Annotated in this window: 12 protein-coding genes; 1 reads left to right on the top strand and 11 read right to left on the bottom strand. The window is 46.1% G+C overall.

Going from position 1 to position 15,489, the window contains the following annotated elements; genetic code table 11:
• Positions 1–57 precede the first annotated feature (57 nt).
• The 8 genes from NDI44_RS17920 to NDI44_RS17885 all read right to left on the bottom strand — a co-directional run bounded on the left by NDI44_RS17920 (position 58) and on the right by NDI44_RS17885 (position 8,512).
• Positions 58–1,176, bottom strand: coding sequence for a HAMP domain-containing sensor histidine kinase (locus NDI44_RS17920; protein WP_190411311.1), 1,119 nt, complete (start codon positions 1,174–1,176; stop codon positions 58–60).
• Positions 1,176–2,192, bottom strand: coding sequence for an adenylate/guanylate cyclase domain-containing protein (locus NDI44_RS17915; protein ID WP_190411310.1), 1,017 nt, complete (start codon positions 2,190–2,192; stop codon positions 1,176–1,178). Before NDI44_RS17915 ends, NDI44_RS17920 begins: the two co-directional genes overlap by 1 nt.
• A complete protein-coding gene (locus NDI44_RS17910) occupies positions 2,193–2,690 on the bottom strand; it encodes a Rab family GTPase (RefSeq protein ID WP_190411309.1) in 498 nt (165 codons plus the stop codon).
• Complete coding sequence (locus NDI44_RS17905) at positions 2,690–4,384, bottom strand: OmpA family protein (RefSeq protein ID WP_199304761.1); 1,695 nt, start codon at positions 4,382–4,384, stop codon at positions 2,690–2,692. The genes NDI44_RS17910 and NDI44_RS17905 overlap by 1 nt, the downstream gene beginning before the upstream one ends.
• A gap of 213 nt (positions 4,385–4,597) precedes the next feature.
• Positions 4,598–5,035, bottom strand: coding sequence for an OmpH family outer membrane protein (locus NDI44_RS17900; protein ID WP_348235303.1), 438 nt, complete (start codon positions 5,033–5,035; stop codon positions 4,598–4,600).
• Between the two features lie 614 nt (positions 5,036–5,649).
• Positions 5,650–6,747 carry a YihY/virulence factor BrkB family protein gene (locus NDI44_RS17895; protein WP_190411306.1) on the bottom strand — a complete coding sequence of 366 codons (1,098 nt, stop codon included), beginning with the start codon at positions 6,745–6,747 and terminating at the stop codon, positions 5,650–5,652.
• A 99-nt stretch (positions 6,748–6,846) separates the two neighbouring features.
• Positions 6,847–7,533 (bottom strand): ribonuclease III, encoded by a 687-nt coding sequence (rnc, locus tag NDI44_RS17890; protein ID WP_190411305.1) that lies wholly within the window; start codon positions 7,531–7,533, stop codon positions 6,847–6,849.
• 190 nt (positions 7,534–7,723) lie between these two features.
• Entirely contained in the window at positions 7,724–8,512 is a 789-nt protein-coding gene (locus NDI44_RS17885) for an NYN domain-containing protein (protein WP_190411304.1), read from the bottom strand.
• A 486-nt stretch (positions 8,513–8,998) separates the two neighbouring features.
• Between NDI44_RS17885 and bchD the strand changes: the two genes are divergently transcribed.
• Positions 8,999–11,062: a magnesium chelatase ATPase subunit D gene (gene bchD, locus NDI44_RS17880; RefSeq protein WP_190411303.1), complete on the top strand. Its 2,064-nt coding sequence runs from the start codon at positions 8,999–9,001 to the stop codon at positions 11,060–11,062.
• Between the two features lie 159 nt (positions 11,063–11,221).
• On the opposite strand, the gene NDI44_RS17875 is transcribed toward bchD, so the two are convergent.
• From NDI44_RS17875 to mnmG, 3 genes are all read right to left on the bottom strand, one after another.
• On the bottom strand, positions 11,222–11,800 hold the full coding sequence (locus tag NDI44_RS17875) for a TIGR04376 family protein (RefSeq protein WP_190411353.1): 579 nt from the start codon (positions 11,798–11,800) through the stop codon (positions 11,222–11,224).
• A gap of 115 nt (positions 11,801–11,915) precedes the next feature.
• A complete protein-coding gene (locus tag NDI44_RS17870) occupies positions 11,916–13,199 on the bottom strand; it encodes a hypothetical protein (RefSeq protein ID WP_190411302.1) in 1,284 nt (427 codons plus the stop codon).
• Between the two features lie 347 nt (positions 13,200–13,546).
• Positions 13,547–15,469: a tRNA uridine-5-carboxymethylaminomethyl(34) synthesis enzyme MnmG gene (mnmG, locus tag NDI44_RS17865; protein WP_190411301.1), complete on the bottom strand. Its 1,923-nt coding sequence runs from the start codon at positions 15,467–15,469 to the stop codon at positions 13,547–13,549.
• Positions 15,470–15,489: the final 20 nt, after the last annotated feature.

Raw genomic sequence — 15,489 nt, 5'->3', positions numbered from 1 at the left:
CAATGAACCATCCAACTTCTCCGCCCGAAAAATTTTGTAGATAGTTAAAATCCAAGTCTATGATTGCACAATGGGTCTAGGAAGCCGAAACCAAAATCGGGAACCTCGTTCACTACGGGTTGAATAACCAATACTGCCACCCCAGCGTTCAACCGTAATCCGACAAAAATAAAGTCCTAAACCAGCTTTGCCAGCTTTCTCTGTACCTTGAGAAAATTTTTGAAACAAATTTTTTGAAAACTCCAGCGGTACACCAAAACCCTCATCGTCCACACTCACCAAAATAAATTCTCCATCTTCTTGGAGATTAACTGTCACAGTAGAACCAGATGGACTATGTCTAAGAGCATTTTCTACTAAGTTAAAAAGAACTCTCTCCAAACGCGAGTTTTCCCCAACTACCTTCCAATCTTTCGATCTATTAATGTCAGCAGCCAATTGCAACTGCATTTTATGGAATGTAAAAGTTGGTAATAAAGCATCTACCACTTCCATTGCACAAATCATTGCATCTGGAGCGTGAGCAGGATCGAGTGAAAAAGCCTCTAGTGATTTTACCTCGGCAGAAAATGCCTTCAATATTTCCTGAATCAACATCTCTTGCTTGGTACATTGCTTCCTCCCAATTTCTAGGCGTTCTCTGCCTTTTGGTGTCAAATTGTCTAAAGCAAGAAGTGCAAAGCAGCAGTTAAGTCCCGTTAGTTGTCCTGCTATGTCGTGTACAAAGCAGTGAAGTAAAATTTCTTTTTTTTGTATTTCTTTAATAAGATGTTGATAAGTTAGATTATTTTGTCTAGCTTTCTGGATCAGAGACCGTTTTTCTTCATAAGCAAATCCCAAACACTCAATCAAGAGTATTTTCTTATCTTCCAGACAAACGGCTGATGCCTCTAGATGGCATTCGTTTCCCAATACATTTATCTCTGTCCAAAGCCCCGATCTTAGAGGTTCTGTACCCTTTGTCGCCCAGAAATCTTCAGCATCAATGAGAAAATTGTCTAGAAAAGGAAATTGCTGACCCAAATTTAATCTATCCGGTTCCTGCGTAGTATTTACATGGAAATTATTAAACCAATCCGGCATCGTCCCAACTATTGTAAAAAATCCATTATCCAGGCGTTCTAAAATTACAATATTCAGGGCGGCAAAAAGCTCGTTTGTAATAGATTCTTTCATTATTTTACCAGGCAAGAATAAGTTCGTATAGGTTCAACAATTCCTTTCAATAGAAGGAAATTTTCTAAAAAATATTTTTTCATCTCATCAAGCTCTTGAAATGTATTTTCGTCGATGAGAATCTCGCTGGGACGTGCCTGACTTCCCAAGCAAGCTGCTAAATTAACATAGTAGCCAATAGCAGTGAACATTCTGCTACCTTTGCTACCCAAAATACCGAAAGTAACGGGCCCCGAAGCGATACCAATAGCGATTTCGAGAGTTAAACCAAGCTCGCCTTTCCTCGCTTCACCTATCTCTGCAATGGCCTCAATTATGTCTCGTGCAGCTTTTATTGCCTGATTTTTAGGACATCCCGTTGAGGCAATAACCCCGAAGAAAGCCGTTATTACATCTCCAGTTATTTTATTGACTATCCCAGCTTCATCAATAAGTATCTGTATCATAATAGGGATACATAAATTTAATGTTTTAAAAACCACTTCGGGAGGGTTATTTTCACTGTAAGAAGTGAGTCCACAAATATGGATGGAAAGAATAGTAACATCCCGTCGTTCTCCTCTGTCTTGAAAGGTTAGAACTGCTTGTGGCAATTGGGTAATGTCGTTTCCAAAATATTGATTTAATATTTTCCAGTGTTCCTCTCGCAAAAGGTTCAATTCGTTTCCTTGTTGTTGCATCAGACGGTGCTGGCTTTCTTCCAAAGTTGCATCTAATAGCAATACCCAGTCTCTCTCTTCTCCAGGTACAAGATGGACATCTGCGGAAAGTCCATATTCCGTTTTCATGCAAGAGATACAGATAGGAGAACCGTTCAGGGGAAAAAGACCTTCTAGAAAAAAGAATTGTTTCCCGATATATTCTCCTTTTTGCAAATCATTCACTCCATAGGCTTCCAGTTTCCCACCCCAATCTGACAAGCGACCATCTTTTTCTACCAGGAGATAGGCTGGAGAACGATTTTCAACAGCCAAAGTGTGAATATAATTCAGAATTGGCGAAGGGAGGTCAAGCATCTATGCCTCTATCATTTTCTTCGCAAGCGTTAGAAAAGCTTCTTCTACACCTAAACCTGTTTTTGCGCTGCTTTTAACGACTAGCCAACCTCTTTCTACTATTTCGTCCATTGCCGTATCATCAATATCCCATTCCTCCGTCAAATCCCATTTGTTGAGTACCAAAATGAAGGGAAGGGTGCCAATCGTATCTTCTACTCTTTTTTGAAGTGTAAAAGCTTTATCTAAGGTAGTACGGCGGGTTCCATCAGCTACCAGGAAATAGCCTGACGAACCCCGCAGGTAGGACATCCGAACTTTTTGAAATTCGTCTTCTCCATAAAGATCCCAAAGAATGAGATTTAATTCTTTCCCTCCAATATTGAGTGATTTTTTATCAATTTTTACTCCAACAGTTGTTTGATAAGTATCAGAGTAAATACTTTTAACAAAACGTGAGACTAAACTCGTTTTTCCGGTGGCGAATGCACCCACCATACACATTTTTTTCTGGATCATTACTGAGTTATTTCTCTGCCGGAGGTATCAGTTATTTTTACCTTGAAAGAGACGCTGCGATTCAATGATCGATCCTGTTGGGTCGTTTCTTTATCCAAAATTTCTTTTGTGCCTACACCCACCGCAGAAAGATTGGTTTTCTTTATTCCTTGCGAAACTAGAGTAGAAAGGATGGCATCGGCACGCCCTTGGCTTAGGATCATATTTCTCTGCTCTGAGCCTATTTTGTTAGCGTGTCCTAAAATTTCAATTTGGACATTTTTACCTAAATAAGGCGCGGCATTTGTAAGTTTTTTAACTTCTTTTATAAGGTTCTCTATCATGATCTCCTGGTCAGGTTCGAGTTGTGTACTTCCCTCTGTAAAAAAGAGTAACTGCTTTTCGATCTTGTTTTCACTAAGCTCAAGTTCTTTAAGTTCCATCTCAATAAGGTTTTTTTCGTCAAATTTATTAATTCCGGGAATTGCTCGCACCAGTTTTCTGGTTTCAATAATCCATTGATAAGGAGCAGAACCTTCAGCACGAAGAGTGCCCTTTGCATCAACGATTAAAGATACAGTTGCCGGAGGTTGAAGCAAGTCTTTCGCTCTAATTTCAGTAAATTTTGGATAAAAAGATAAGTAAGGCTCCCAGCGGCTAATAACTATTTTGGGATTAATATTTGATTCTTTCATGATCTTGATTGGATCTGCCGCCAAAGGATCTCGAATTCCGGAAATAAAATATTTTCCCCGACGTTTCTCGGAAGTAACTACGGTCATTCCTGGCTGGGCATTTAATTTTTCCAAATACGCTGTCCATCGCTGTTTCTCTGTGAAGTCAAAAAAGAACCAGCTACCCAAAGCTATTAATATAGAGCTTAATAAAATCCATAGAACAGGAGAAGGTTTTGTCTTTTTGGGTTGATACTGGGCCTGAAAGCAATCTTCAAGATAAAGCGTGCTGCCTTCAAAGGGAGCAGTATCTCCCTCAAACGAATTAAATTTTTGGTCGTATTTGAGGTGAATTTTTTCTATTACTTCTTGGAAAACTAACTTAAATTCTTTGGGTGCATTTCCCCGGATAATCCCTGCTAATATTGCCTGCGGACCAGGTTCAATCCAGATAGTGAGTTCGCCAAACTGCAACGTTTCTAGGGAATCGCCGGTTTGTACGCTAAAAGAGTCTTGGACAAAATCCCGGATCGCTGTTAACATCGCTGAAACTAAGTCTGCATCCTGAGCGGCTACGTTTGGCGCTACTACGTGCTGAAGTAACAATCCAGTTTTTTTATGAATCAAAAAAACTTGTTCAACTCGATAGAGAAGAGTGCGGAGAAGAACAACTTCGGCAAATGATTTTCCTGTCTGTAAAGCTTCCAATCTCCACTTAAAGCCTTGTGGAGACAAGCTGTGTTCAACAGTTTGATTGAGGGACTGGACTGTAGTTTCCAGAGCTGTAGCGATCGCTTTGCGCGTGGCGGGGCCGATTACGGGGAAAATCGCCTCTGACAGGATATTCAGGTCTTTTTTGACCGATAAATGAATCGCTTCTTCAACCGTTGGCACGATTGCTTCGCTTAGCTGCTTATCTCGCATTGTCCGTAGGATAATCGCCTCTGGAAGCAGTTGGCTGACATCCTCTGCATGAATATTGGGATTATTTAGTCGCTCATGCAGTTTATCAAGTTCGCTTTGCTCAAAACCAAGAAGCAAACTCCGAAGTTCTGAGAGATCCTCGTTCGTAGAAAGATTATTTTCTGGAGTATTGCTAGATAAATCATGGGTAGAAGAGTCAGCCATTGCTCAAATCCCCCTATTCACAACTAAATTATTATGCCGACATTAGATGAGGGAGCTAGAGCGATTTAGTAGTCAATGGACGGATAATTTTGGATTCCCCCCTTAAAAATCCCTTCTGTAGAAAAATTATTCATTTCCAGAAATTCCCGGTTGAGTGTTCAGTCTCATCGCTAGTTCTGCAAACAGAGATGCTAGAGTTGAACGGTCTGTTTTATCCTTACGAAGTTCTTGGGCTTCTCGTTCAAGCGCAGCCAAAAGTTCTTCATATTTTTGCCTAATCTCATCGTCCAAATTTTTAGATTGCTCTAAAATCTGCTGACGTAACTCTCGCTCTTTCGTTGTAGTTTGTTCATCCAGTTGCGCGAGCTTCTTTTCCAAAGAACCAATCAAGTTTTTTAATTCCTGAGAAAGCCCTTTTACTGATTCGTCTCGTTCTGATTGCTCAGTTTTTAATCGGTCAGTTATAGATTCAAGTTCTTTTCGGAGGTAGTTTTCAATATTATCTAAACGTTTTCTCGTGTCATCGCGTAAGTTAGTGGATTCTTTCACTAAACGTTCTTCCAAACGAGCAAACCTTTTTTCATATTCCCGCGTCTGATTCCCAAAAAGAATATCTCTGACTTTATCGAGATTTCCACTTTCTGTCCCATTTACGCTGGGAAGCGAGGAATTATTTCTAGACTGAATTGGATTTGTTTGAGCGGATTCCAATTCTATATAATTGATGTGATTTTCTTCCGGAGAACTCATAAATTTAATCCTTTATTAAAAAGACTTATTGTTGTCTTATCTTCTTGCTTTTTAGGCAAGGGAGAAGTGGTTCATGGCGGCGAACCAGTAAATCGAATTGTCTTCTAGAGCGCAAAAACCTCGCTTTTCGTACATTAAGACTTTACCCTAAAGGTCAGCGTCAGTAAATGCAAGGGCTAAAAGGACTGCCACAAGTATAAAAAAATCTATATTGCAAAGAACGGAAGGCTAGCCTTTTGCATCTTCCGTTACCATTTCCGTAAGGGGTGGACAAGGCACAAGCTAAAGTTGTTTCTGCCTTTACTGCTATCTTGCCTAAGAAAGTCAATACTTATGAGAAACTTGTAACAAACCAAAACATATATTGAGAGCCTCTGCGCCCTAAGAAAACTCACCTAATAAATCTCTGCAAAGTTCCTCAGAATACATCATTTTTGTTTGTTCTTCTTCCCCTTGGCTCCCACTAGAGATGCAAAGCCTTGGTAAACGCCAATCATTAAGGCGAGGACTGTTACCATCGGGTGTCTGGACTTTGGCGGATCTACCCGTTGTATGGTGCTGGTAGAGGTTCCAGAGGAGCGATCGCCTTGGTCTTGTGCGGCAGCGGCTTTGATGTCGTCAGTGCGCGGTATTCCCTGCTTTGCCCTCGCTTCTTCACTAAGGGGTACGGCATTCTTAGAGGGGACAATTCGAGAGCCGTACTTGTTGGCGTAGACTTGAGTAAATTCGGCACCGAAAAAGAGAATCTGGGCGGAATAATTTACCCACAACAGCAGCACTACAAATGAGCCAGCTGCGCCGTAGGTTGAGCCGACACTGCCATTGCCTAGATACAACCCCAGTAAGTACTTACCAATGGTAAATAGTAAAGAGGTAATGGCGGCACCGATCCACACGTCACCCCAGGCAATTTTCGCATCTGGCAAAATTCTAAACATCAGCGCGAACAGCACCGTCACGACGCCGAAGGAGATGAAAAAGTTTAGGGCTTGCAGGAAGGGCAAACCGGGTATCAAGTGGCCCAAATAGTCGCCTACTGATGTCAAGCCGGCACTCAAGATCAACGAAACTAAGAGCAAAAAGCCGATGCCCAGTACCATTGCAAAGGACAAAAATCGGTCTTTGATAAAGCCTTTGATGCCGCGTCCAGGCTTGGGGGCGACTTCCCAGATGGTGTTGAGTGAATCTTGCAGCTGACCAAAAACGCCGGAGGCACCGAACAGGAGGAGACCAACGCTAATCAGAGTGGCAATTGTGCCTTCCTCTGCCTTGCGAGAATTTTGGATCATCTCTTGGACAGCTTCAGCACCCTGCTTGCCTAGCAATTCTCGAAGTTGCGTAACAATTCCCCCCTCAGCGGCTTCTTGTCCAAATACCAAAGCCGCGATCGCGATCGCAATAATAACTAGCGGTGCCAAAGAAAACACGGTGTAATACGCCAGCGCCGCCGCTAACCGCGATGCCTTATCTTCTTGCCACTCCGCAAATGTGTCTTTAAGCAGTCCTACTATATCTTTTGGCTTCATAACTAACTTCTAGTCTGCACTACCACTCTTCTTTGAGTTTGCAGCGCCTTGTCAAGAAGTTAAAAGACCCGAAAGTTAGAGTTTCTCCAGAATTCCAGCTTACATCAGCCCTCGTTTTTTCAGTTTGGACAGTGCATCTTCAGCAGCAGCTTTCTCAGCATCTTTTTTGCTGCGTCCTTTACCTTCCCCGTAGGCTTTATCGCCCACAAGCACTGTGGCGATGAACTCTGGGGCGTGGGGTGTTCCGCCTGCTTGTTTGGTGACATATTTCGGTGGTGTTGAGCCAAGGTCAGGATTTGCTTGCACCCATTGTTGAAACCGATTTTTCGAGTCCACCTTGGAGAGAGACACTACAATATCCTCCGGAACGGAATCAAATAGTGGTTCTACAAAATCGCGGACTTTCTCAACATCTAAATTGTTATCTAGATAATAAGCGCCGACGACGGCTTCAAAGGTACTGCTGAGTAAATTTGGATTATAGTAGCCTCCCTCACGAATGGCACCTTGACCTAACCGCATTTTGAAGTTTAAATTTATCTCGGTAGCGAACTTTGCTAGCTGCTTTTCATCTACCAGCGCGGAACGCCTACGAGTCATTTGGTCTTCTCCCATTTGTGGGTGACGACGATAGAGATATTCGCCACTTAAGAAAGTTAGCAAAGCGTCACCCAAAAATTCTAGACGTTCGTTGTTTTCGCACTCTCCGGGATTTTCATTGGCATAAGAACGGTGTGTAAGCGCATGAAGCAAGAGTTTTTCATTCTGAAAATTTGGAAATTCCATTTTGATTTCTCCTGGTTTTGGGTAAATTAATTGCATGGAAATATCAGTACAAGTCATTGATGGCTATTAACTAGGTGAACACGAAAAAACCGCTCAATAGCGGTTTTTGGATAAACCCGGTTTCTATTCAAACCGAGTTTTTTGATAAGTAGCGATCGCTTGATTATCTAGCTTTCAGCAATCCACTTAACTATACTAACAACATTTCCTTATTTTGCAATTTGATTTTTCCATCTTTTACAACAGCCGCAACAAATTTGCTGAAGTTTGGAAATTTCGTTGCATCAGGTTTACGAATAGTGGAAACCCCTTTATAGTTTGGAAAACGCTGACTTTGACGCATCAGCTTGTCAATAGTAGGATATACTGCACACTTACCTTGGCTGTTCGCAGCCTTGATGGCTTCAAGAAGGCAATGAACAGCATCATCGTATTTGATATAAGGCAAAACGCCATCTTTCTGAATCACAGTCTTGTTGCTAACTAAGTTAGGTAGTTCATCTACAAAGTAGAATTCATCAGCAATACTTTTCAACTTTTTACTTTCACTACCTCGTTTAGCAAAGATTATGACCTTTTTGCCCAAGGAGCGCAAAACGCAAATCAAGCCTACATAGTCCTTATCTCCTAATACAAAGGTAAATATGTCCGCCGAAGGTTTGGACACAACCGTCTTAAGGCAATCCAGTATTAATTGATGATCTGCGCTATTTTTTTTGGCAATAGGAACATTAACACCTTTATAACCAACCTTTTCTAAGATATGGTTTGCAGCAAGTTGGTTTTTATGTTGCGAATTATAGTAAACGTGTGGGCTATGTAAATTTCCTTTTGAACGGCAAAAAATCAGTAGCTCTTTAGCAAACTTTTGCAATTCATTGGGTTGTTTTAAGCTAACGTTTTGCAAATCCCAACCAACATATACTAAAGACTCTGACTGGACTGTTTGTGACTTAGTGGCTAGATGAGTCGCTTGCATAATCAAACCTCAAAATGATTCGTTGATTTGACAGCATCAACAAATCGCGCATCTAGCGTCAGCAGAAACTTGTTCAAATAAAATAATTGAATCAAGTTCTGCGATACCGAAGATTTGATGTTCCAGTCTCAGATGCAGGATTTTTAGGCTCCCGCCAAGCGTTCAGTCAAGCATTTGATTGAACATTAAGCCAGATATTTTGTCATCTTTCCGAAAGTTAGGTCGGTGAACTGACCTAACATCAGAGTGAATATTCAACCAAATGGTTGACTAGACGCTCAGCGGGAGACTAAAAATCCTGCACCTGAGACAGCATTCAAAACTCCGCGCTTTTTAATGCAAGATGTTTATACTGTCTGCGTTGAATTTAACACTGGAAAAACTTATATGTCAAGATTAATTAGGTGGATTTGAAGCAGGGGACTTAGTTGAAGGCGACAAACTTTGCGCTATGCTGAAAAGTTGGACTTGCATCGCTTTTAACCTATGCCTGCATCTGTAGCTAACCCCGCCTTCCCCCTCGCTGCTGTTGTGGGGCAAGAAGCAATAAAAATGGCGCTGCTATTGGCAGCAATCGATCCCGGACTGGGAGGGGTAGCGATCGCGGGTCGTCGCGGGACTGCTAAATCGGTCATGGCACGCGCCTTGCACTCTCTCCTGCCCCCCATTGAAGTCGTCAAAGGATCGATTAGCAATTGCGATCCTGATTCTCCCAGCGAGTGGGATGACAAATTATTGGCAGAAGCGAATGCCCAGCCGGATGCTCCGATTGACGCGCAGGTGATTCCGGCTCCATTTGTACAAATTCCTTTGGGAATCACCGAGGATCGGCTGCTGGGTTCTGTGGATGTCGAGCAATCTGTTAAACAGGGGGACACGATATTTCAGCCTGGGTTACTGGCGACAGCACACCGGGGCGTCCTCTATGTAGACGAAATTAATCTACTTGATGAGCAAATTGCTAACCAACTGTTGACCGTTTTATCTGAAGGACGCAACCAGATTGAGCGGGAAGGGATTAGCTTTCAGCATCCTTGTAAGCCTTTATTTATTGCCACTTACAACCCGGAAGAAGGGCCACTGCGAGAACATTTGCTCGATAGAATTGCGATCGCGCTTTCCGCTGATGGTGTACTCGGCTTAGATGAACGAGTGCAAGCAGTAGAACAAGCTCTCGCCTACGCCAAATCTCCGGAACAATTTCTAGAACAGTACACCGAAGACATCGACAACCTCAAAACTCAGATTGTATTGGCGCGGGAATGGCTGAAGGATGTTCGCATCACCCGCGAGCAAATTGCTTATCTAGTTGATGAAGCAATTCGAGGCGGAGTTCAGGGACATCGAGCCGAACTCTTTGCGGTGCGAGTTGCCAAGGCTGCGGCTGCTTTAGAGGGACGCACTAACGTGACGGCGGAAGACTTGCGTCGTGCGGTGGAATTGGTGATCGTGCCTCGCGCTACAGTCGTGCAGACGCCACCAGACGAAACGCCTCCACCGCCTCCCCCACCGCCACCGCCCCAAGATGAATCTCAGCAAGAGCAAGATGAGCCGGATGAGAAGGATGAAGAGGAACCGGAAGAACCCCAGGAGGATCAGTCGAGTATTCCGGAAGAATTTGTCTTCGATCCAGAGGGTGTCATCCTCGACCCCACCGTTCTTTACTTTGCTCAGATGGCGCAACGTCACGGCAAGTCGGGCAGTCGCAGTCTCATCATTTCAGAAGATCGAGGGCGCTACGTCAAGCCAATGTTGCCGAAAGGCAAGGTGCGGCGAATTGCTGTTGACGCGACGCTCAGAGCTGCTGCACCCTACCAAAAGGCAAGGCGGGAGCGAAACGACGCTGCGATCGCTCAATCCCCTCTGGGTCAGGGAGGACAAAGAGGAGATCGGCGGGTATTCGTCGAGCAGGGAGATGTTCGCTCCAAGCGCTTAGTCCGTAAAGCCGGAGCGCTCGTCGTTTTCGTCGTCGATGCCTCTGGCTCGATGGCGCTGAACCGGATGCAGTCAGCCAAGGGTGCGGTGATGCGCCTGCTAACGGAAGCCTATCAGAACCGCGACCAAGTGGCGTTAATTCCCTTCCGGGGAGAACAAGCCGATGTGCTACTCCCTCCAACTCGTTCGATTGCCTTAGCGCGGCGGCGTCTGGAGCTATTGCCTTGTGGCGGCGGCTCCCCTCTGGCTCATGGTTTGACTCAGGCAGTGCGCGTCGGGATGAATGCTCAGATGTCTGGAGATATTGGTCAGGTGGTGATTGTGGCGATTACCGATGGACGGGGCAATATTCCTTTAGCTCGTTCTTTGGGCGAACCGATACAGGAAGGGGAAAAGCCCGATATTAAAGCTGAATTGTTGGATATTGCTTCCAGAATTCGCGCTTTGGGGATTCAGTTGTTAGTGATTGATACGGAAAATAAGTTTATTTCCACTGGCTTCGCGAAGGAGTTGGCAAAGCAATCAGGGGGGAAATATTATCACTTACCCAAGGCAACGGAGCAAGCGATCGCTGGAGTGACCAGAGGCGCGATCGCAGATATGAAATCTCGCTAGTGCAAAAATCTCTAGGAACCCCACCCCCAACCCCACCCCGCAAGCGGGGAGGAGCGCTGAAGCCGCAGGCGATCGCGGGGTGGGGTTCTTTTATTACGGGTAATTAACCAGAGCTAATATCACTTCTACCCATTACCCATTACCCATCTCAAAAACTCTTCACCGCCCGATATTTCGCTTCAACTGCTCAAGCTCGTCGTCCGCTTCCCAGTGCTTAAATTTAGCCTCTAATGGATCGGGACCACTGTTGATCGGGCGGTGGTAATTCTGATTCCAGCCAACCGTCTCCGCACGCTGCTGTGCTTGAGAACTTGTACGCGCTGCTTGCGCTTGAACAGCTTTGGTATGGACTTCCTGGCGGCGAACTTGAATTTGACGCTGTAGCTGTTTTGCTTGCTCGCTTCGCTGTTTAATCCCTTGCATCTGTCCCCAAAGTTGATTACCTTGACGTAGCAGAGCTGCTTCTCGCTCTTGGGCAGGCTGGGCTAAATCGAACCTGTTGGCAGCTTTTGCCTTTTCAATCCGGACATGCCAACGCTGAATTTCTTGGGCGGTTGAGAGGATTTCATCTTGTAATTTTTTCTCTTGCAGTTGCAGGTCTGCAATCAGCTTAAGGGCATCATCTTCTTGTTCCCGTAGCTGCTCCTCTAGCGCCTGTAATTCCAAATGAGGATTATTCCGCAAGAATTCTTCTAATCGGGTTTCTAAAAACCGGCTGAAATCGTCAAATAGACCCACTGCAAGAACTCCCACTACAGGTTTGTCATTATGTTAGCAATTAGGCGCGATCGCTCATCAGCCATTAGTCATTAGTCATTAGTAATAGACTTATGAGTGATCTCTAATGACTCATTTAAAACTTCTGCCCAACATAAACAGAACGGACTTCTCCGTTGCGTCGGATAACCGCTTCCTGATTCGAGATGGAAACCAAAGTCCATCCACTAGAGCCAATGTTTTCGCCCACGCGGATGCGGTTGGCAACACCGCCGAAGTCAAATAGAGCAGCAGAGCGATCGCCCAATTCTAATACTCCCACAAGCGTATGCGTCGCCGTAGGAGCCGGAGCTGGGTTGGGTGCGGGTACTGCGGCTGGGGGCGCGGGGGGTGCTGGGGGTGCCAGGGGTGGTAAGGCAGGGATGGGAAGCCGAGGCATTGTGGCAGCCATCGGAGGCAGTGTCAGAGGTTTGGAACCCAATGAGGGACGAACCGACGGTGCCGGACGACTGACTGGGGGTTTGGGACGCACTGGCGGCATCAAATTCACTGAGGGTGCGGGACGCACTGGCAGCATCGAACTCACTGAGGGCGCGGGACGCACCGGCGGTACCGGACGCCTTGGTAGTGATGGAAGCAAGGGAGGACGGACTAAGGGGGAAACGCCTTGCAGTCCTAGGGCAGATTGTGGAACTACAGACTGACTTTGGGGTGATGGATAGATGGGAATGTAGACTCTTTCCATAACACCCGATCCTCTTGCTGCCCCAGCCGCATTTCCGGGGACAGTTGTCACGGGCGGCAGATTAGTCCCTTGGGGCGCGGCGGCACTTCCCGTGGGTTTGTTCGCGTCAGCTTTGCGATCGATGACTTCGAGCGATCGCTGCATATAGTTCACAAACTGCTCATCTGCTTTAGACTGAACCTCTTGGCTGACGGGTGTAACCGTTGCGGGGGGCGAAAAGAGCCAATTGAGCCTGCCCTGGCTCACCAGCCACAGTAGCAATGTAGCTGCCGCCGATGTCAAAGCCAGTCCCAGCAGGAGTTTCTCAAATAATTTGCCTTCCCCACGATCCTTGTTGTCTTCGGGTTGAATCTCCTCCACGCTGATATCCAGCGCCAGAGGCGTTTGCACAATACTGCGGGGTGTATTGTCTGGTTGCTCCGGGAGCAGCTCCTCTGGTGGAACCCAGGTAGGGGGCAATGTGACTTGCGAAACTTGGACAGGTTGTAAGGAGATATACTCTGACTGCGGCTGCTCTGGAGTTGAGATGCTGCCGCCCTCCAAAACCCGGTCGATGTCTGCAAACAAGTCGTCCATCAATTGATCGGCATATTTGTCAACCGACCAAGGTTGGATAGAAGTGGAATTTGCCAAGGGTGCTGAGTCCCTCTGGTTATTGCTAACATCCTGAGTCATCGATTGCTCACTCTCGTGGCTACACTGAATCAACGATAAGCCTTAAGACATTTGATGGGGCTTATATCGGTAAATAAATTCCTAATTGTGGGACATTATTCCCTAAGGCAATCAGTTGTCAATGCTCCCTGACTGATTGGTTCAAAGAACGCCTTACTTCTAGCTTATATTTTCCCGTGGCGACCAAGCCAATTTTGTCTTTAAATTGGGCTTGACCCAGTTAGCAAACCATGCTTTTTGTCACTTGTCAATTGTCAACGGGTAGAGAGGCGACGAATCTCGTCTCTCGGTCAGTTGTTGATGTTTTTACCACTCACTCAGGCAAGGAGGCGGTACCAAAAAAGCCTCTACGATGACTGGCTGCTAACCAAGGCGGTTTGCCGAGAGCGTAATTCTAGATATACCAGTAAAGCGTTGATATCAGCCGGATTGACGCCGCCAATTCGAGCTGCTTGACCAATCGTGAGCGGTTGCACTTGCGCTAACTTTTCACGAGACTCCTTCGAGAGAGTCTCGATCGCTGCATAATTTAGATCCGGCGGTAGCTGGCGGTTTGCATGACGGCTCACTTGGTCAATTTGGTGCTGCTGACGCTGGAGATACCCAGAGTATTTGAGATCGATTTCTGCGCCTTCTTTCTCCACGGAGTCTAGACTTGGGTTGCTCAGTCCGTAACGATCTAAGTCAACGTAATGGAAACCAGGGCGTCGTAGCAAATCAGCCAGAGTAATCGAGCCTTTGATGGCTTGTTGGGTGTCAGACGCGATCGCCTTCCCGATCTCGTCATGCTCCTTAATCCGCGTTGAGTACAACCGTTCCTTCTCAGCCGCAATATTCGCTTGCTTGTGTTGGAACAACTCCCAGCGACGGTCATCAATTAAACCGACTTCCCGACCCAGAGGCGTCAAGCGCTGATCTGCATTATCTGAGCGCAGTAACAATCGATACTCAGAGCGGCTAGTTAGCATCCGGTAAGGTTCCCGCAAATCTTTGGTACACAGATCGTCCATCAGCGTCCCGATATAACTGTGTTCGCGCGGGAACACAATCATTTCTTGATTGCGGACAAAACGAGCTGCATTGATTCCCGCTACAATGCCTTGAGCAGAGGCTTCTTCATACCCGGTCGTGCCGTTAATTTGCCCAGCACAAAATAGTCCCTCCACCTTTTTTGTCATCAGTGTCGGATAGCACTGCGTTGCAGGTAGATAATCATACTCCACCGCATAAGCTGGACGCAGCATCGTACAGTTTTCTAAACCGGGGAGAGTCCGCAACATCTGCAACTGTAAATTCTCTGGCAATCCCGTCGAAAATCCTTGAATATACAGTTCTGGAATATCCCGTCCTTCCGGTTCAATAAAAATCTGGTGGCTTTCCTTATCGGCAAAGCGCACAATTTTATCTTCAATGCTCGGACAATAACGCGGCCCCTTCGCATCCACCCAACCGCCATAGACTGGCGACAAGTGCAGATTTTCCCGAATAATCCGGTGAGTCTCCGGTGTCGTCCGGGTGAGATAGCAAGGCATCTGTTCCCGTTCTACCCAAACTGAGGGGTCAAAGCTGAACCACCGCACCTCCGTATCACCGGGCTGGGGTTCCAAATTCGTATAGTCTAGCGATCGCTTATCAACCCGTGCTGGAGTTCCCGTCTTTAGCCGTCCCGTTTCAAACCCTAGCCGATTCAAAGTTTCTGTCAACCCAACTGCGGCAAATTCCCCCGCACGACCCGCTGACATCGACTTGTTCCCGACCCAGATGCAACCCCCCAAAAAAGTCCCGGTCGTCAGGATGACTGCTTTACACCCAAACGCCACGCCAAAGTAAGTTTCGACGCCAATCACTTCATCGTTAGCGCCCATTACCAAATCTGTGACCATGCTCTCGCGGATTGTCAAGTTTTCCTGGTTCTCGACAATCCCCTTCATCACCGCTGCATATTCCCGCTTATCCGTCTGTGCCCGCAATGCCCATACCGCAGGCCCTCGCGACGAGTTCAGAATCCGCTTTTGTAGGTAGGTGCGATCCGCCATCTTCCCAATTTCCCCACCCAACGCATCGATTTCATGCGTCACCTGGGATTTCGCCGGACCGCCTACTGCTGGGTTACACGGTTGCCAAGCAATTTTGTCCAGGTTAAGGGTTAGCAGCAGGGTACGACAGCCCAATCGTGCTGTCGCCAGGGCAGCTTCGCAACCGGCGTGTCCGGCTCCAACTACAACAACATCAAAAGCATCTTGAAATTCTACGGGCGTGTGCATGGTCATCGAAAGCATCTGAGCATTTG

The sequence above is a fragment of the Trichocoleus sp. DQ-A3 genome (assembly GCF_039961975.1).
Classification (GTDB): Bacteria; Cyanobacteriota; Cyanobacteriia; order Cyanobacteriales; family FACHB-T130; genus FACHB-T130.
Note: the sequence above shows the minus strand (reverse complement) of the source record. Positions and strands in the feature narration are given on the sequence as shown.